This window comes from Paenisporosarcina sp. OV554, assembly GCF_003058165.1.
In the GTDB taxonomy this organism is placed as follows: Bacteria; Bacillota; Bacilli; order Bacillales_A; family Planococcaceae; genus Paenisporosarcina.
Map to the genome: position 1 here is coordinate 128,608 of NZ_QBUC01000001.1, position 15,882 is coordinate 144,489.

The 15,882-nt window shown below is 36.9% G+C and carries 21 protein-coding genes, 2 pseudogenes and 2 riboswitches; of the genes and pseudogenes, 18 read left to right on the forward strand and 5 right to left on the reverse strand.

Going from position 1 to position 15,882, the window contains the following annotated elements:
• Positions 1-153: 153 nt before the first annotated feature.
• Complete coding sequence (locus tag C8K15_RS20660) at positions 154-375, forward strand: hypothetical protein (protein ID WP_233260341.1); 222 nt, start codon at positions 154-156, stop codon at positions 373-375.
• A gap of 213 nt (positions 376-588) precedes the next feature.
• On the opposite strand, the gene C8K15_RS00545 is transcribed toward C8K15_RS20660, so the two are convergent.
• Positions 589-1,116, reverse strand: coding sequence for a CotY/CotZ family spore coat protein (locus C8K15_RS00545; protein WP_108584273.1), 528 nt, complete (start codon positions 1,114-1,116; stop codon positions 589-591).
• A 132-nt stretch (positions 1,117-1,248) separates the two neighbouring features.
• On the opposite strand from C8K15_RS00545, the gene C8K15_RS00550 reads away from it, so the two are divergent.
• The 6 genes and pseudogenes from C8K15_RS00550 (at position 1,249) to C8K15_RS00575 (ending at position 3,942) form a co-directional block, all read left to right on the forward strand.
• On the forward strand, positions 1,249-1,653 hold the full coding sequence (locus C8K15_RS00550) for a YhcN/YlaJ family sporulation lipoprotein (protein ID WP_108584275.1): 405 nt from the start codon (positions 1,249-1,251) through the stop codon (positions 1,651-1,653).
• Positions 1,653-2,108 carry a stage V sporulation protein AC gene (gene spoVAC / locus C8K15_RS00555; protein ID WP_108584277.1) on the forward strand — a complete coding sequence of 152 codons (456 nt, stop codon included), beginning with the start codon at positions 1,653-1,655 and terminating at the stop codon, positions 2,106-2,108. Before C8K15_RS00550 ends, spoVAC begins: the two co-directional genes overlap by 1 nt.
• Complete coding sequence (locus C8K15_RS00560; protein WP_108584279.1) at positions 2,102-3,106, forward strand: beta-ketoacyl-[acyl-carrier-protein] synthase family protein; 1,005 nt, start codon at positions 2,102-2,104, stop codon at positions 3,104-3,106. The genes spoVAC and C8K15_RS00560 overlap by 7 nt, the downstream gene beginning before the upstream one ends.
• 9 nt (positions 3,107-3,115) lie before the next feature.
• The gene (spoVAE, locus tag C8K15_RS00565; protein WP_108584280.1) at positions 3,116-3,481 is read left to right on the forward strand and encodes a stage V sporulation protein AE; all 366 of its coding nucleotides are present in this window, start codon (positions 3,116-3,118) and stop codon (positions 3,479-3,481) included.
• A gap of 119 nt (positions 3,482-3,600) precedes the next feature.
• Positions 3,601-3,660, forward strand: a pseudogene (locus tag C8K15_RS21285) (YjcZ family sporulation protein); the annotation flags it as partial.
• Positions 3,661-3,681: 21 nt separating this feature from the next.
• The gene (locus tag C8K15_RS00575) at positions 3,682-3,942 is read left to right on the forward strand and encodes a stage VI sporulation protein F (protein WP_108584282.1); all 261 of its coding nucleotides are present in this window, start codon (positions 3,682-3,684) and stop codon (positions 3,940-3,942) included.
• A 42-nt stretch (positions 3,943-3,984) separates the two neighbouring features.
• Here C8K15_RS00575 and C8K15_RS00580 read toward each other — a convergent pair whose 3' ends face one another.
• The 3 genes from C8K15_RS00580 to C8K15_RS00590 all read right to left on the reverse strand — a co-directional run bounded on the left by C8K15_RS00580 (position 3,985) and on the right by C8K15_RS00590 (position 5,735).
• The gene (locus C8K15_RS00580) at positions 3,985-4,431 is read right to left on the reverse strand and encodes a GNAT family N-acetyltransferase (protein WP_108584284.1); all 447 of its coding nucleotides are present in this window, start codon (positions 4,429-4,431) and stop codon (positions 3,985-3,987) included.
• Positions 4,415-4,933 (reverse strand): YjcG family protein, encoded by a 519-nt coding sequence (locus C8K15_RS00585; protein ID WP_108584285.1) that lies wholly within the window; start codon positions 4,931-4,933, stop codon positions 4,415-4,417. The genes C8K15_RS00580 and C8K15_RS00585 overlap by 17 nt, the downstream gene beginning before the upstream one ends.
• A 79-nt stretch (positions 4,934-5,012) precedes the next feature.
• Positions 5,013-5,735 (reverse strand): alpha/beta hydrolase, encoded by a 723-nt coding sequence (locus tag C8K15_RS00590; protein WP_108584287.1) that lies wholly within the window; start codon positions 5,733-5,735, stop codon positions 5,013-5,015.
• Positions 5,736-5,838: 103 nt separating this feature from the next.
• Here C8K15_RS00590 and C8K15_RS00595 point away from each other — a divergent pair, with 103 nt between their 5' ends.
• The 11 genes and pseudogenes from C8K15_RS00595 to C8K15_RS20665 form a co-directional block, all read left to right on the forward strand.
• A complete protein-coding gene (locus C8K15_RS00595; RefSeq protein WP_108584288.1) occupies positions 5,839-6,423 on the forward strand; it encodes a phosphatidylglycerophosphatase A family protein in 585 nt (194 codons plus the stop codon).
• A gap of 816 nt (positions 6,424-7,239) precedes the next feature.
• Positions 7,240-7,434, forward strand: a complete 195-nt coding sequence (locus C8K15_RS00600; protein WP_108584289.1) for a BshB3 potential contributor to bacillithiol synthesis — start codon at positions 7,240-7,242, stop codon at positions 7,432-7,434.
• Between the two features lie 82 nt (positions 7,435-7,516).
• A complete protein-coding gene (locus tag C8K15_RS00605) occupies positions 7,517-8,038 on the forward strand; it encodes a YehS family protein (RefSeq protein ID WP_108584291.1) in 522 nt (173 codons plus the stop codon).
• 87 nt (positions 8,039-8,125) lie between these two features.
• A riboswitch (TPP riboswitch) is annotated at positions 8,126-8,262 on the forward strand.
• A 131-nt stretch (positions 8,263-8,393) separates the two neighbouring features.
• Positions 8,394-9,080 carry a thiaminase II gene (gene tenA / locus C8K15_RS00610; RefSeq protein WP_108584292.1) on the forward strand — a complete coding sequence of 229 codons (687 nt, stop codon included), beginning with the start codon at positions 8,394-8,396 and terminating at the stop codon, positions 9,078-9,080.
• Positions 9,081-9,117: 37 nt separating this feature from the next.
• Positions 9,118-9,218: riboswitch (TPP riboswitch) on the forward strand.
• Between the two features lie 94 nt (positions 9,219-9,312).
• Positions 9,313-9,915, forward strand: a complete 603-nt coding sequence (gene tenI, locus C8K15_RS00615) for a thiazole tautomerase TenI (protein ID WP_108584294.1) — start codon at positions 9,313-9,315, stop codon at positions 9,913-9,915.
• A gap of 31 nt (positions 9,916-9,946) precedes the next feature.
• On the forward strand, positions 9,947-11,071 hold the full coding sequence (thiO, locus tag C8K15_RS00620; protein WP_108584295.1) for a glycine oxidase ThiO: 1,125 nt from the start codon (positions 9,947-9,949) through the stop codon (positions 11,069-11,071).
• 16 nt (positions 11,072-11,087) lie between these two features.
• The gene (gene thiS / locus C8K15_RS00625) at positions 11,088-11,291 is read left to right on the forward strand and encodes a sulfur carrier protein ThiS (RefSeq protein ID WP_108584297.1); all 204 of its coding nucleotides are present in this window, start codon (positions 11,088-11,090) and stop codon (positions 11,289-11,291) included.
• Positions 11,292-11,293: 2 nt separating this feature from the next.
• Complete coding sequence (locus C8K15_RS00630) at positions 11,294-12,061, forward strand: thiazole synthase (protein WP_108584298.1); 768 nt, start codon at positions 11,294-11,296, stop codon at positions 12,059-12,061.
• A complete protein-coding gene (locus C8K15_RS00635) occupies positions 12,058-13,077 on the forward strand; it encodes a thiazole biosynthesis adenylyltransferase ThiF (RefSeq protein WP_108584300.1) in 1,020 nt (339 codons plus the stop codon). Before C8K15_RS00630 ends, C8K15_RS00635 begins: the two co-directional genes overlap by 4 nt.
• 169 nt (positions 13,078-13,246) lie before the next feature.
• Positions 13,247-13,441: a hypothetical protein gene (locus tag C8K15_RS00640; RefSeq protein ID WP_233260342.1), complete on the forward strand. Its 195-nt coding sequence runs from the start codon at positions 13,247-13,249 to the stop codon at positions 13,439-13,441.
• A gap of 461 nt (positions 13,442-13,902) precedes the next feature.
• Positions 13,903-13,995, forward strand: a pseudogene (locus tag C8K15_RS20665) (YjcZ family sporulation protein); the annotation flags it as partial.
• 1,381 nt (positions 13,996-15,376) lie between these two features.
• On the opposite strand, the gene C8K15_RS00660 reads toward C8K15_RS20665, so the two are convergent.
• Positions 15,377-15,814, reverse strand: a complete 438-nt coding sequence (locus C8K15_RS00660) for a hypothetical protein (protein WP_108584306.1) — start codon at positions 15,812-15,814, stop codon at positions 15,377-15,379.
• Positions 15,815-15,882 lie beyond the last annotated feature (68 nt).

Genomic DNA, 15,882 nt, shown 5'->3' on the forward strand with positions numbered 1-15,882 from the left:
CCTCTCCTTTTTGTTCAAGGACCTCCGGTATACCGGCATATACCTATGGTTTCATATTGGCAAGAAGAAAGTACCTCGATCTTCCCCGAGCCCATTATAAAAGCAGTCGAAAAGGAAGCAGTCGAAAAGGATCCAGTCGAAAAAGATCCAATAATGTGGAACCGATTGCGATTTTTGAAGACGGATTTTGCAAAACATGTTTACAAGCCATTATGTTTTCACCTACAAGACGGAGAAAAAGTATATGGTGTCGTGGAGGAAATAAATCCAGACAGTGTTCAAATTAAATTAACAGATGGTGAAATCACTGCATTTGAAATTAAAGAAATCCAAGAAATTTGGTGGAGAGGAAAAATACTTCCTACTCGAATGTAAATGAAGAAAAGGCATCCATTAGTTCCGATGGATGTCTTTTTGTATGAAAAAAAGTAAATATAATCTTCATCTATTTATTTTATTAATTTTCTGAAAAATGATTCATACTTTCAATTATTCGACACAAACTACTATCATTGCAAAAATCAAGCCCGATTTCCTGTTAAAGGAAATCGGGCTTATTAGACACTGCACGCTTGACTTGTTTATTTTTTATTCACAAACATCAAGAAATACGTCTGCCACACATTCAATGCCACAGAAGCAATTCAAGTCAACAGTAACACAGCTGCTAGAAAGTCGGAAATTACGAACTTTACAAATTTTTCTTAAATCCAATTTATCGCCATCACAATTCAAAAGATCAACTTCTTTATGATGGTGATCCAATGGCTCTAATACACGAAGAGTTGCACAGCAACCATCGAATACGTCTTCTACACGGAAGAATACGGAGAAGCAGTCACAGTCATGATGGTCATTGTCACGGAAAAAAGCTTTGAATGGCGTTCCATCATCAGTTAATAACATAAATACACGAGTATCAGCTTGATGACGTGACGGACTTACTAAACTACCAAGTGGCTCTAAGAAGCAATTCGTTGGACACACCGGACAATCGTTGTCCACTACGGCATCTTGAATGTCTTTAATCGCTCGCACTACGTCACAAATACAATGGTCTTTCTTCTTGAAGCCTTGAACAGATGATGTTGATTCCAAGTTACGTCCACATCCCATTTTGTTTTCACCTCGCTAACTTTCAAAGTCTTTATACTGTATGTCGATTGTGTTCGAACAACAGGGCGCGTCAACCAATTCACACATAAACTTTCCCAAAAACACCATACTAGGATAAAAGGTGAGAAAATGATGAAAAAATTATGGATCATAAGCTTGATTTTATTAGGAGTAGCGGGTTGTTCAGAGGAATTCAAAGTTTCGACTTATCATGTTGATGATGATCAGCAGGAAATTGAAACACTTACAAAAGTCTTTAAAGACAATCAAAATTTAAGTGAAGCAGCTGCAGTATTTTTTGACCATCAACTTGTCGTTTCAGTGCAAGTACAGCAGATGTCTAAATTTAAAAAGGAAAAAATTAGAAAATCAATTGAAAAAAAAGTGAAATCTGCGTTTCCAGATCATGATGTTTATGTATCAAGCGATTTAAAGATCACGTGGGAATTAAAGAAAATTATTGATGAGCAACCAACCACTGATGAATTGAAAAAGGATTTAAAAAAAGTTAAGGCACTTGCAAAGGAGGAAACGTAATGGACGCTGAATCATATCAAAAAACCGTAGATCAAATAGCACCAAAACGTCCAGTCCTCTTGAACTGTATGAAGGCTTTTCTGACAGGTGGAATTATTTGTGCAATTGGCCAACTCGTTTCTTTTGTATTCATGTACTTTTTCTCATTTACTGAACGAACCGCGAGTAATCCTTCAGTAGCAACAATGGTTTTTCTCTCAATGGTACTAACGGGTTTTGGTATCTATAAAAAAATTGGTCAGTTTGGGGGAGCAGGTTCTGCAGTTCCCGTTACGGGATTTGGTAATGCGGTAATCTCCGCAGCCATTGAACATAAATCAGAGGGATTTATTCTTGGTGTCGGAGTTAACATGTTTAAACTTGCAGGACCAGTCATTGTATATGGAGTATTCTCAGCATTTGTCGTAGCACTGATTAAAACTATATTAGTCAAAATGGGGGTAATCTCTTGGTGAAAAAAACGGGTACGTACCAATTCGCCTCTAAGCCAAGTATTGTATCAACCGCAGTTTCGGTTGGGCCACTTGAAAAAGTTAGTCCATTTCATCCGCATTTTGACTTTATTTATGAAGATGAACGAATTGGACAAGAAACGAATGAGAAAGGTCATTCTCAATTAATAGAAGATACGTGTAACATGGCGGTGACGAAAGGCGGATTTCAGCTACAGGATATCGACCTATTACTTGCCGGAGATTTAGTCAATGAAATGACGCCTACAAATTTTGCCGCCCGTCAATTAGCGACTCCGTTTATGGGGATGTTTTCAGCTTGTGCTACGAGTGTTTCTTCTCTCATAACTGCAAGCTTTTTTCTCGAGACCAAACTTATGGACAAAGTAATGTTTGGCGCAGCAAGTCAGCACAATGCAGTTGAACGCCAATTCCGCTATCCGATAGAATATGGAGCACAAAAACCACCTACTGGTCAATGGACTGTTACAGGAGGAGGTTACGGCATACTTTCTCATCATCAAACTGGTAAACCATATGTTCATTCTGCCACAATTGGTCAAGTGATGGATTGTGAATGTACAGATCCTCTGGATATGGGAAGTGCGATGGCACCAGCAGCTTTTGATACAATTCAAAAACACTTAGCTCAAAATAAGGGTACATCCTATGATTTTGTCATGACAGGTGATTTAGGAAAAAATGGATTTTCTATTCTTCAGGAATTAATTAAATCGAGTGGAGTTTCATCGTATTTAGTTGATAATTATCGTGACGCAGGAGCTGAATTTTACGGTAATGAAGAGAAATTTTTATCAGGAGCTAGTGGAGCTGGTTGTTCGGCAACCGTATATTATGGTCCTATTTATGCAGAGTTATTAGCTGGAAAATGGAAAAAAATACTTCTCGTAGCAACAGGTGCTTTACTATCCCCATTATCATTTCAACAGGGTGAGACCATTCCGTGTATTGCTCATGCTGTTGAATTGTCGATGGAATGAGGTGACAATATGATTGTTTCTGTAATTATTGCTTTTATTGTTGGAGGACTCGTTTGTGTAATTGGCCAACTACTTTTTGATGTGGCGAAATTGACCCCTGCGCATACATTAAGTTTAATGGTAGTTATTGGTTCAGTTCTCGATGGATTTGGTTTATATGAGCCCTTTATTGACTTTGCTGGTGCTGGCGCAACCATTCCAATTACTTCTTTTGGCAATTCTCTGACTCATGGTGCTTTGCAAGAAGCAGAGAAGCATGGATTTATTGGCGTATTGACAGGTATGTTTGAAGTAACTAGTTCAGGAATCAGTGCTGCCATTATTTTTGGAGTGATTGCTGCTATTCTTTTCAAATCTAAAGGAAAAGTGTCCTGAGTAAAGTGCCCTTGTCATTTGAACCTATTAGCATATTCTAGGTCGAATGGGAAGGGAGGAAGTAGTATGTACACATGTAGTAATTTTGCGGTAATTATCCAACTCGTGAACCTTTTTAAGGGTCAACATTTGTCCTCATCGTCATACTATTTATCCTATTAATCATTGTAGGTAGTAGGTTTAAGATAGGAGGAAAACAAATGCACGATTCATTTTTTAAGAAAATCGAGCAAAAAACAGGTGTATCTATGGAAGAGGTTTACACTTTAGCAAATGCCATCCAATATGCTGATTTTTCAGATGAAAAACAAGTTAAGAAAATTGTCCGTAAAGTATCTAAGATTGCAAATAAAACCATTTCAAAAGAAATGGAAGATCAAATCGTAAATTCAGTTGTTAAAAAAGGAAATAAGCTAAATCTAAACGAAATTGCGAATATGATGAATCAGAAAAACGAATAAAAAAAACACTTGTTCATTTTTGAACAAGTGTTTTTTTAACGATTATAGATTTTTTTGCATAGCACGATGAGGAATACCCGCATCCATAAATTCAGGGGATGTAATTTGATAAAGGAGTTTTTCATAGAAAGGAACGGCATAAGATTGAGCATTTAATTTAACAGTCGTCAAACCAGCTTCTCTTGCGTATGTTTCCATTTTCTCCATAAGCAAATTACCTAAATGCTGACCACGGAATTGTGGTAATACACAAACGCGTTCCACTTTTGCAATACCTGTTTCTTGTTGTCGAATACGTCCAGCCCCGATTGGCATTTCGCCGTCATATGCGACAAAATGAATGGCGGATTGATCATATTCATCTAATTCCAGGTGAACAGGAACATCTTGTTCTTCTACAAATACTTTTTGTCGAACATAAAAAGCATCTTCGCGTTCTTTTTCAGAGTCCACACGTTTAGCTGAAATCAAATCAGTTTTCAGCTCCATTCAAACGGAATGTTTCATATACCGTCCATGAGCCGTCTTCAAGTTGGTATAGCAAATGTAAGCGATCGATTATTTCTTCGTGATCCACACCGAACATTTTTAACTGTGAGTAAATGTCACCATGTTCTCCAGAATCCATTTTTTGTGCAATCGTAATATGTGGAACAAATGCATATTCTTTTTCACTACCTAAGTTTTCTTTATGCAAGTCATCATGTAATTTAAGTAATTCTTCCGTCTGAATAACTTTGAAGTAAATTGCATTTGTAACAGGAGCGAACGAGCTGATACTTGTTGTATGCAATTTGAAAGGTTTATGTTGATCAGTTACTTTCCTAATGTTTTTAGATAGTTCTTCAATTTCGTTATCACTTGCTTCAAAAACACCTTTAAGTGTCATGTGAGGAGTAATAAGCGCGTAATGTGGGTCATAACGTTTACGGTATGAGTTTGCCAGATCTTGTAGTTTTTTAGATGGGAATGCAACAACTCCATATTTCATCCTAAAAACCTCCTTCTTAGTTGTGTAATTTCATACTTTTATTATAGCAAATTTTATGGTTTTGGCTTTATTTAAACGATTAGAGACTGAAATTCATTTTAATCGCCCGCTTTAAATCCGGTTGCCAATGCTTCCAAGTATGGTCTCCTTCAAATTCGTCATAGAATAGCGAAAATCCTTTTTCTTGCATCAATGAATTTAATTGACGATTAGGAATTAGGAAATTTTCGATTTGTCCATTTGTAGTTTTAACTTTATCTTCACCCGTCCCGATAATGTGATAAACCGAGAAAGAATGCGGTGTTCGAATATTTTCTACTTGAGATAATACTTCTTCATTCACCATCGGAGAGTGTAAAAGTACTTTCCCAAATATATTTGGATATTTTACCGCAGCGAGCAGTGATACAGTGGCTGCTAAAGAATCACCGATTAGTGCTCTACCCATTCCAATTTGATAAGTCGGGTATGTTTCATCTAAATATGGAACAAGCTCATGTGCAAGAAAACGCAAATAAGAAGAATGCTGTTCCCCTGAAGGATGATATTTTTTGGTGCGATCTTCTACGCTCTTATAAGGTATTCCTACAATGATTATATTTTCAATTTCTTTGTTTTCAAGTAGTTCATCTGCAACACGTGAAATACGACCTAATTGGAAGTAATCTTTTCCGTCATTTGCAATTATTACTGTATATTTATAAAGTGGTGAATAGTTTGCTGGTATATAAATCAGCAGTTGCATATCTTCTTGTAAGGCGTCACTGTATAGTGTGACGTCTTGAATTGTACCTTTAGAAATAGGTCAGGACCTCCTCAAATCTTGCTACAGAAATTGTACCATAATGGAGAGGGAAGGTATAATTATGAACAACAGCCAGAAAAGATGAAATGGAGATGACATCATGGAAAACAAAGGCGTTAGAGTTCACTCACAACAAGTACTGCAGGCTACCAAATCAGCGTTGAAGCGTCGTGGTGTTTCGATTGAAGAAATAGCCAAAATCGTTTTAGAAATGCAACTAGCATACAATATAGGTCTAACAATAGATCATTGTATAGAGTCAGTTGAAAGTGTATTAAAAAAGAGAGAGATGCAACATGCAATTTTAGTAGGTATTGAACTTGATGAATTAGCTGAGAAAAAAATGTTATCCGCCCCTTTACAACAAATTGTTGAAGCGGATGAAGGACTATTTGGAGTGGACGAAACCATCGCTTTAGGTTCCGTGTTTACTTACGGTAGTATTGCGGTAACAACGTTCGGACACTTAGACAAAAATAAAATTGGCATTATAAAAAAATTAGATACAAAAATAGGCAACGGAGTTCATACATTTTTGGATGACTTAGTCGCAAGCATTGCTGCATGTGCTTCATCACGAATCGCACATCGAACAAGGGATCTTGAAGAGCATAATGAAACCTTTGCTGACATTGAACCAGAAGACACTGCACCTGAGTCAAACATCGAGGGTGCAACGACTTAAAAATAAACAAAAAAAAGATGAGATGGAGATTGACTCCATTCTCATCTTTTTTTGTGTAGTGCGTATGAGAAAAAGACTATAAGAGCATCCTTTATTTTATAAGTGAGCTAAAAGTATATAGAAACATCGAACTGAATAAACTGTTAAAGAAAATATTTATTTGGAAAGGGTGCATCCACTTGGAAGACCGATTAATAGAAAGTTTAGGGGAGTATTTCGTCTATCATAAAATCAGAGAGCGGTATGGCTTGACTTTTGAGCAATTTATTGAGAAGTGGGAGCGGGGAGTATGGAAAGCATAATCACCTCTCAGCCAAAAACATCACCTCATTTTAGAGATGATGTTTTTTTTGAGTAATTATTCATATTAAAACTATCTATAATTTCTTATCGTAGTTTACCTATAAGAAAGAAAAAAGTATCATCTCCGAAGAGATGATACTTTTTTTGGAAGAATCTTTCGTTCCTTAAAGATTCTCGTGGGTTTGGCACCCAATGATTCCGACTGGTCTGGTATTAGTGATACCCATCAAAATGGTGAACTATTAAACAATCGGTATTATTGGAAGCCAAAAACTCATTACTTACTAGCGTAGTATAACATATGTGAAAGACACGCACAATAGGATATACACGAAATCCTATGATTAGTCTTTTCTGAATTTGAACAGACTTCGCGATTTTTATGACTTATAATTTCTTTTTGTAGGGTAGTCTACTTCAATAAACAAGGTATAATAAAATGTAAGGAACATTAAAACTATATGACGTATGATTAAAAATAAAAAAACCAAGTTTTCATGTCAAGGGGGAAAAATGAACTTTCTATTGATATTTATTATTGTTGCTATCATCGTTGGTATTGCTCTTGTAGTAACATTGTTAATTACAAAGGATTCAGACTCGATTTATAGTGGTAATAAAAGTATTAGTGATCAGCTTTGGATATATATTGCTTCAATTCCAGTACTAGCAATTATCGCATTAATTTATTGGATTATTAAAAATTAATTAACGTTTTAAAGTTTTGAAACTCATTTATGTTATTGAAGTGGATGCCGTGTAAATAGGCAATGTTATAGGAGGTTTTTAGATGGATAATAATGATATATTAATTAGATTAAGATATGCTCTCGATATAAAAAATAAAGATATGGTAGAGATATTTAAACTTGGTGGCATTGAATTAACAAAAGAAGAAGTGCTGCAGGTACTTACAAAATCAAAGGACGATTTTTATGATGAAGATGACAACTTTGATGATGCCGAGGCAAATGAAGAGCATATAAAATGTGATAATATCATGTTGGAGTCATTTTTAAATGGTCTCATTATTTTTAAAAGAGGAAAACAAGATCCCAAACCAGGACAACCTGAAAGACCGGCATATTCTAAAAATGAACGAGTAAATAATATCCTGCTGAAGAAAGTGAAAATCGCACTGTCATTAACGAGTGAGGATATGCTTGAGATACTAGAAACTTCAGGAGTCTTTATAACAAAAGGGGAATTAAGTGCTTTCCTAAGAAAAGAAGGTCACAAGAATTATAAAGAGTGCGGTGATCAAAACGCCCGCAATTTCTTAAGAGGACTAGCGATAAAGTATAGGGAATAAGTAAGGGGAATAAAGGCTTAAAAGTTATTTAGGATTGATAAATAACCTATTCATGTTAAGCTTGTTAGTGTACAACTGAATAGTAATATCTTCCACTAGGGGGACCTTCAAATGTAATGGGAAATCATTTACTTACTAATAAAGGTTGAGATTAAAGTTAAGCTTTAAGACCCTTAGAACCTGATCTGGTTTATACCAGCGTAGGAAAGTGGAGTTGCGGAGCTGTATGTTGTTTCAACCTATTTTCCAATACAACCACTTTCTTATGTTTGTTAAGAGAGTGGTTTTTTATATGCCCAAAAATCAGGGATAACTATTGATTCGAGTTGAGCATAATTACTGGGGAGGTTTTTTAATGACATTTTCAAGGCTTTTACGAGAGGAATCAAATCATATTTGGGAAGCTAGTTTTCGTCACCCATTTGTAACCGGAATTGGTGATGGAACATTGTCTTTAGAGTGTTTTCGCTATTATGTCATGCAAGATTCTTACTACTTGTCGCATTTTGCTAAGGTTCAAGCTTTAGGTGCAGCAAAGTCCAATGATCTTGCAACAACAAGTAGATTGGCAACTCATGCACAAGGAACATGTGAGGCAGAATTAACTTTACATAAAAATTTTTCACACCGTCTAGAAATAACGGAAGAACAACAAGCAAACTTCCAACCTTCACCGACTGCTTATGCTTACACTTCTCATTTGTATCGTGCAGCGTATCAAGGACATTTAGGGGATATTATCGCAGCCATATTACCATGCTACTGGCTTTACTATGAAATTGGAGAGAGACTTCAATCGTGTTTGCCGAAAGAACCAATCTATCAAGAATGGATTGCAGCATATGGTGGTGAATGGTTTAGAACGTTAGTCGAAGAACAAATTAATAGGCTAGACAAAATTGCTGAAACGGTAACAGCAGCCGACCGTGACCGTATGAAACAACATTTTATCATTAGTAGTCAATACGAATATTCATTTTGGGAAATGGCGTACAAGTTAGAAAAATGGTCAGTCCAAAAAGATGAAGTAAGTTGCATATAGTAAGTGAGTTTGATGGTCTGTATTACACAATTTAATATCAAAGCACTAGGGGAGTCTTTTACAGACTGAGATGGATATTCCAGACCCTTTGAACCTGATCTAGTTAGAGCTGGCGTAGGGAAGTGGAACTGTTGAATTTTCTTTGGATGATATAACAGCCAACCACTTCTAACACTGGAGTGGTTTTTTATTGTGTTGAAATTATCAAGAAGATTAAAAGGAGAGGTTATGTATGAAAAAAGGACTGCTCCACATCATTTCAACTGGGAATCAGAAACCAGCACATTTAGCACAAATTGCAGGTCAGATTCATCCATATATCGATGCCATCCATATCCGTGAAAAGACTAAAACGGCCAAAGAAATTCATGAAATGGTGAATTTATTATTAGACCACAATGTTCCCCTTACTAAAATAATTATTAATGATCGAATAGATGTTGCCTTGGCGTCAAAGGTTGGAGGAGTCCAACTAGCCTATCATTCTTTACCTGTGGACATTGTAAAAAAACAGTTTACAAGCTTGAGAGTTGGGAGTTCTGTACATTCAATTGACGAGGTCCAAACTGCACAAGAACTTGGAGCCGATTATGTTATTTTTGGACATGTTTTCCCAACACATTCAAAGCCAGAATTAGAGTCAAAGGGTTTAAATCAATTAGAACTCATAACTCATCATGTTTCGATTCCAGTTATAGCTATTGGTGGTATAAAACCTACAAATATAAAAGGAGTTATCGAAGCAGGTGCACAGGGAATTGCTGTGATGTCAGGGGTGCTAGAATCAGAAAATCCTTTAGTGGCAGTAAAGGAATATTATCAACATTTATTTTGACTTGAAACTTTTATGGAATAGGTGGTTTTTGATGAGCTATGTATATGATGCAATTATTGTGGGTGGTGGAGTGATCGGGGGATCCATTGCTTATAACCTTTCCAAACGAGGTGGGAAAATCCTTTTGCTAGAAAAAGATCGACTTGCTAGTAAATCCTCGGGTGCTGCTGCTGGGATGCTGGGTGTTCAAGCAGAAATGGATGCAGAAGGTTCACTTTTTCAATTAGCTAGAAAGAGCAGAGAGATGTTTCCAAAACTTGCTGGCGAAATAAGAGAGACGAGTGGAATAGATATTGAACTGATAAATAAAGGAATGTTAAAGGTTGCCATAAATGAACAACAACAACAGGAATATAAGCGACTCATTGCTATCCAACGGCAAAGTGGAGAGCAATCCGATTGGCTGACAGGAGAAGAGGTAAGAAGGAAAGAGCCAGCATTAACTGATGCAATTAAAGGAGCAATACATTTTGCAAATGATGGGCAAGTCGAAGCCACTCAGTTAACTTTAGGGTTTTTAAATTCTGCAGCAGCATGTGGTGTAGTAATAAAGGAATTCGTGGAAGTTTTTGACCTTCAGTTATCTAAAGGGAAAGTCATAGGCGTTGTTACTAATGAAGGGTATTTTGCTAGTGAAAATGTCATCGTGGCAGGTGGTGCATGGAGTAACAAGCTACTTTCAAAAACAGGGTTAGAACTAGATATTTATCCCGTAAAAGGTGAATGTTTTTCTGTTGTCACACAAAGCCAACTGCTAACGACTACGGTATTTTCACCGAGTTGCTACCTTGTCCCTAAGAAGGGTGGAAGAATCATTGTTGGTGCAACAGTTAAGCCAAGAACATTTAACCACAAAGTTACTGTAGAGGGAATATCCTTATTGCTGGAACAAGCAAAAAAATTGATGCCTTCCATAATAGAAGCAGAATGGGAGCGGACATGGGCTGGTATTCGACCACAAACCGGTGATGGATTACCTTACTTAGGTGAACATCCTGTATATAAAGGTCTATTTATTGCAACAGGGCATTTTAGAAATGGGATATTACTGTCACCAATAACTGGTGAGATAATCGCTGACATGGTTGAAGGAAAACCAACATCACTTAATTTGAAACCTTTCCGGGTAGGTCGTTTGATTAAACAATTAACATAAGAAAGGGATGAAGCAAATGGAATTAGTGATTAACGGGGACAAAGTAGAAGTTCCAAATTCGGTGGAAACAATTGCTCACCTTTTGCATCACTTCGAATTACAACAAAAGGTCGTTATCGTTGAATGGAATGCAAAGATATTGGAAAAAGGATTACACCAAGAAACCAAACTATGTAATGGGGATAAAGTTGAGTTAGTACATTTTGTAGGAGGCGGATGACGATGTTAAAGATTGGATCATATGAATTCACGTCAAGGTTATTATTAGGGACTGGAAAATATCCTGATTTTGATATTCAAAAAGAAGCAGTAGCTGTTTCAGGAACAGAGATCTTAACGTTTTCAGTTCGCAGGATGAATATATTTGAACCAAGTTTACCTAATTTTTTAGAAAAATTAGACCTGAAAAAGTACATTTTACTGCCAAATACAGCAGGTGCAAAGACAGCAATTGAAGCGGTTCGAATTGCTAAATTAGCAAAGGCTTCTGGCCTTTGTGACATGGTTAAAGTTGAAGTGATTGGATGTCAAAAAACATTATTGCCTGATCCAATAGAAACATTAAAGGCATCAGAAGAACTGGTAAAAGAGGGGTTCATCGTATTACCCTATACTTCAGACGATGTTCTATTAGCTAAACGATTAGAAGAAGTAGGCTGTCATGCTATTATGCCAGGTGCTTCACCTATTGGTTCTGGTCAAGGGATCATTAATCCATTAAACCTTAGTTTTATAATCGAACAGACAAATTTGCCCGTAATCATTGATGCTGGAATCGGGACACCTTCCGATGCAGCCATCGCAATGGAGCTAGGAGCTGATGGCGTGTTACTTAATACTGCTGTTTCTGGAGCAAATGATCCGGTAAAAATGGCATTGGCAATGAAGCTTGCGATTGAAGCAGGGAGACTAGGATTTGAAGCAGGTCGTATTCCGAAAAAGCGATACGCAACAGCAAGTAGTCCTTCTGAAAGGATGAGCTTTAGTTGAATGACCGTTATTCACGACAAGAACTATTCGCTCCGATAGGGTCACAGGGACAAACGAAATTAAGAAAAAAACATGTGTTAGTGATCGGTGCTGGAGCACTAGGTACGGGGAGTGCCGAAGTGCTTGTTCGTGCAGGCATTGGGAAATTGACTATTGTGGATCGGGACTACGTGGAGTGGAGTAATCTTCAACGTCAACAGCTTTATACGGAAAGGGATGCGAATCTACGCATCCCTAAAGCCGTAGCTACTAAAGAACGATTAACACTCATAAATTCAAAGGTAGATATTGAGTCCCATGTAATGGATGTTTCGGTAGAGGAAATGGAACAGCTTGTTAAAGATGTGGATCTAATCATGGATGCAACTGATAATTTTGATATCCGAATGATTATTAATGACATTTCCCAGAAGTATCAGATTCCCTGGATATATGGTGCGTGTGTTGGGAGTTATGGGATTACCTGTACTGTCCTTCCAGGAGAAACCCCTTGTTTAAATTGTTTGCTTGAAACTGTGCCAATGGGTGGGGTTACTTGTGATACAGCCGGGATTATTAGTCCTGCCGTTCAAATGGTCGTTTCTTATCAAACTACAGAAGCATTAAAACTATTGGTTGAAGATTATCATGCATTAAGAAAAAAGCTTATTTCATTTGATTTATGGAAAAATCATTTTGCTGCCATTAACGTCGAACAGATGAAGAATGTAAGTTGTTTATCGTGCGGTCCAAATCCTACGTATCCGTATTTAGCTTTTTCAAACCAAACAAAAACAGCCGTATTATGTGGAAGAAATACCGTTCAAGTCAGACCTTCTAAACCAATGGATAGGAATTTAGAAAGTTTGGCTAAGATTCTTTCGGGACAAGGTGGGAAGATTTCACAAAATCCATACTTGCTGTCTTTTTCAATTGGTAATCACCGACTGGTTATTTTCAAGGATGGACGGGTATTAATCCATGGAACAAAAGACATTGCTGAGGCTAAAACTTTATATCATCGCTATATGGGATGATATTTGCTTTGCTGACTAGGTCTTTCTCTTTACTTTTTTGATTATTCGTAATTTTAAGTTTGACATGAAATTAAAGCGAGAACGTCCACGCTGGCGTTTTTTTTACCTAAATAAAATTGATCCTCTTACGTAGAATAGTAGATAATAGGGGGCGGAAAAAGTAGTGAAGATGATTTTTAAATTTAATAATGGTGATCAAGTTTCTGTACCTGTTGCAGACCATAGCTCAGGATATTGGGATGTAGTCGTTCATTTAAAAGCAATTAATGAAAAAGATTCACCAATCGAAATTGTATTGGATAATGGAGAAACATATGTAAGTAGTGGTAAAGAACTGGTTTCAGTTGAATTGAAGTTCAAATAAATATGATAAAATTCAGAACGTCCACTCGGGCGTTCTTTTTTGTTTTCCTTAGAATGAGGTGAGAGGATGGCAGATGGTATACGTGAAACGTATGAAAAGATACATCAAAAAGATGAATTACTGCACCAATAGGTACTCCCAGGTTAAAGAATTCACAAAAGAACTCACTTCTGTTCGTCATGCTCAAAGTAGATTGGAACTACCTGAAAGAAAGATGGAGAAAGAACTCGTGCTTTACTCGAAAGATTCGTAGACTTTTTTCGTTTTGAATATAAGTCATCAAGATTAAATATCCAACCCAAGAGACTCCAATTCATCTATATAGCAAGAATAGGATAAGTTTCTACTGATACCTATAAAATAAATTAACATTTCTTAAGAAAAATTCGTTTTACCCTGTAGCCCTATCAATATCTAATTCTTTTCATATTCTAGCAAAAGATAGGAAAGGAGGGAATAAGATGTCTGAAATAACTGGTGGAACTGGATCGAGCTTTGCGTTAATTGTTGTATTATTTATCCTACTAATAATTATCGGAGCTTCCTTTGTTGGAAACGTCGGTGGTGGTGGTAACTATGGTGGTGGCTGTGGCCACGGCTGTGGCTATGGTGGTGGAGGTTATTAGACCTTATAAGGTAATTAAGTAATCGCAAATAAAAGAGCTTGGATTTTCATGCTCTTTTATTTGTTTTCTTTTACTACCTAAGCAAATCTTTATCTAAATTTCTTTAGGCGTTCTCATCACGTTTCTGTTTCATAATAGTAAGAGCCCTTTTTACGAGACGTAATCAGGTTTAAACTAATATGATTTTAGTGTAATTTACCTTGATATATAAGTTTCCCCTACGAAAAGAGAACCCGTTACAATTGTTGTTGATGCATTATCGCCATATTTTTATAGAAAGTCCAACGGATTCTTAATATTTAGAGAAGAAATAAAAACTATACTCTCCTACGTTTTTGTTGACGTTTATTATGTTGATTGAATGTTTTTACATTTGACAAGTCAGCTTGTTTTTCTAATCTTTCTTAATTTCTTAAGTCAGTGTCATTATCTACATCCATGAAAATTTCATTTTTTGAGTCAGTATCGTTGTCTAAAGAAATGCGAAATTCTAATTGATTGTTCCCATCCGAACTTGTTACCCCAAACTCTAGTCACATTTTTCACCTCTTCTGTTTATAGTTTATTCACAAAAAAATAAAAACATAGACATATGGCCTGCGTTCCTTCAAGACTCTGTTAAGTGCCGGAGAAATCATTCATATAGCGAAAAACAATCAATTTGTGGGATAACACACGTCAGCTGGGGATGTGGATTTGGCACCATTGATCAAGTAGAAAAACGATCGGGTGATGAATCTTCTAAACTCAAAATATCTTGATCAAATTGATGACTACGGCTTTGAATTAAAAGACGTTGCCAAATTCGCGGACGAAAAACAACTTACGAAATAATACATAAAAGCTTTGAATGGCGGCTGCACGATAACTCCTATCAAAGAAACAATCACTTTGAAGTAGCACTAACGGGGGCGCTTCTCTCTAAAAATCTCGATAACTACGATAGTAAGGCTTTGCCCACATGCCGTAAGTTCCTGATCTTTTCTTGACGAAAGAACGAGCAGGAAAGAGCAATGGGGCTGCACGCGATATATATTTCGATGGCAGTAGAAGACGTATTTATGTAGGAATACGATGTCTTTGAAGTACATGTGCATGTAGAGCCAAATTATATAGAACGTGATCAATTGGAGAGTGGTTGTTTAAGTGGCGATTTGCGAAACAATCCAAAATCGTTCAATGCAAAGATCCCAAACATGGGTCTTAGTCTAAGCCACCTCATTAATTCTACATAGCCTATACTGGACCCTATGAAGGGAGTTGAAAAGTGACAAATTCATGGTTTTTAAAAAAAGTTAACTAGTAAGAACTAGTTAACTTTATAATTTTGAAACACTCCATAGTTCTTTAAAGAACATAAAGTGAGATAATCTTCAGATAGCGAAAAATCGCCCCGAAGTTTTTTAAAATAACAAGTCATTCCAAAAGTTCTTTCTAGAGCATCGTCGGTTACGCGAAGTGCAGCGATTTCGGTTCCGTGAAGTGCAGCGATTTCTGCTCGTGCGGCGTCGGTTACGCGAAGTGAACAGATTTCTGCTCGTACGTCGTCGGTTACGCGAAGTGAACAGATTTCTGCTTGTGCGACGTTGGTTCCTCGAAGTGCAACGATTTCTGCTCGTACGCCGTTGGTTCCGCGAAGTCCGGCGTCTCCTGCTCGTGCATCGTTTGTTACAAAAAGGATCCTGGAACAAGAAGAACCATAACCCTCTGCTGTTAGACAGTTCGACTGCATTTTGTATACCGTCAAAAGTAAAACATGACATATTCCCACCTCCTTTCAACTTTATTAGAGGAAGAAGGTAGATCAATATCTCT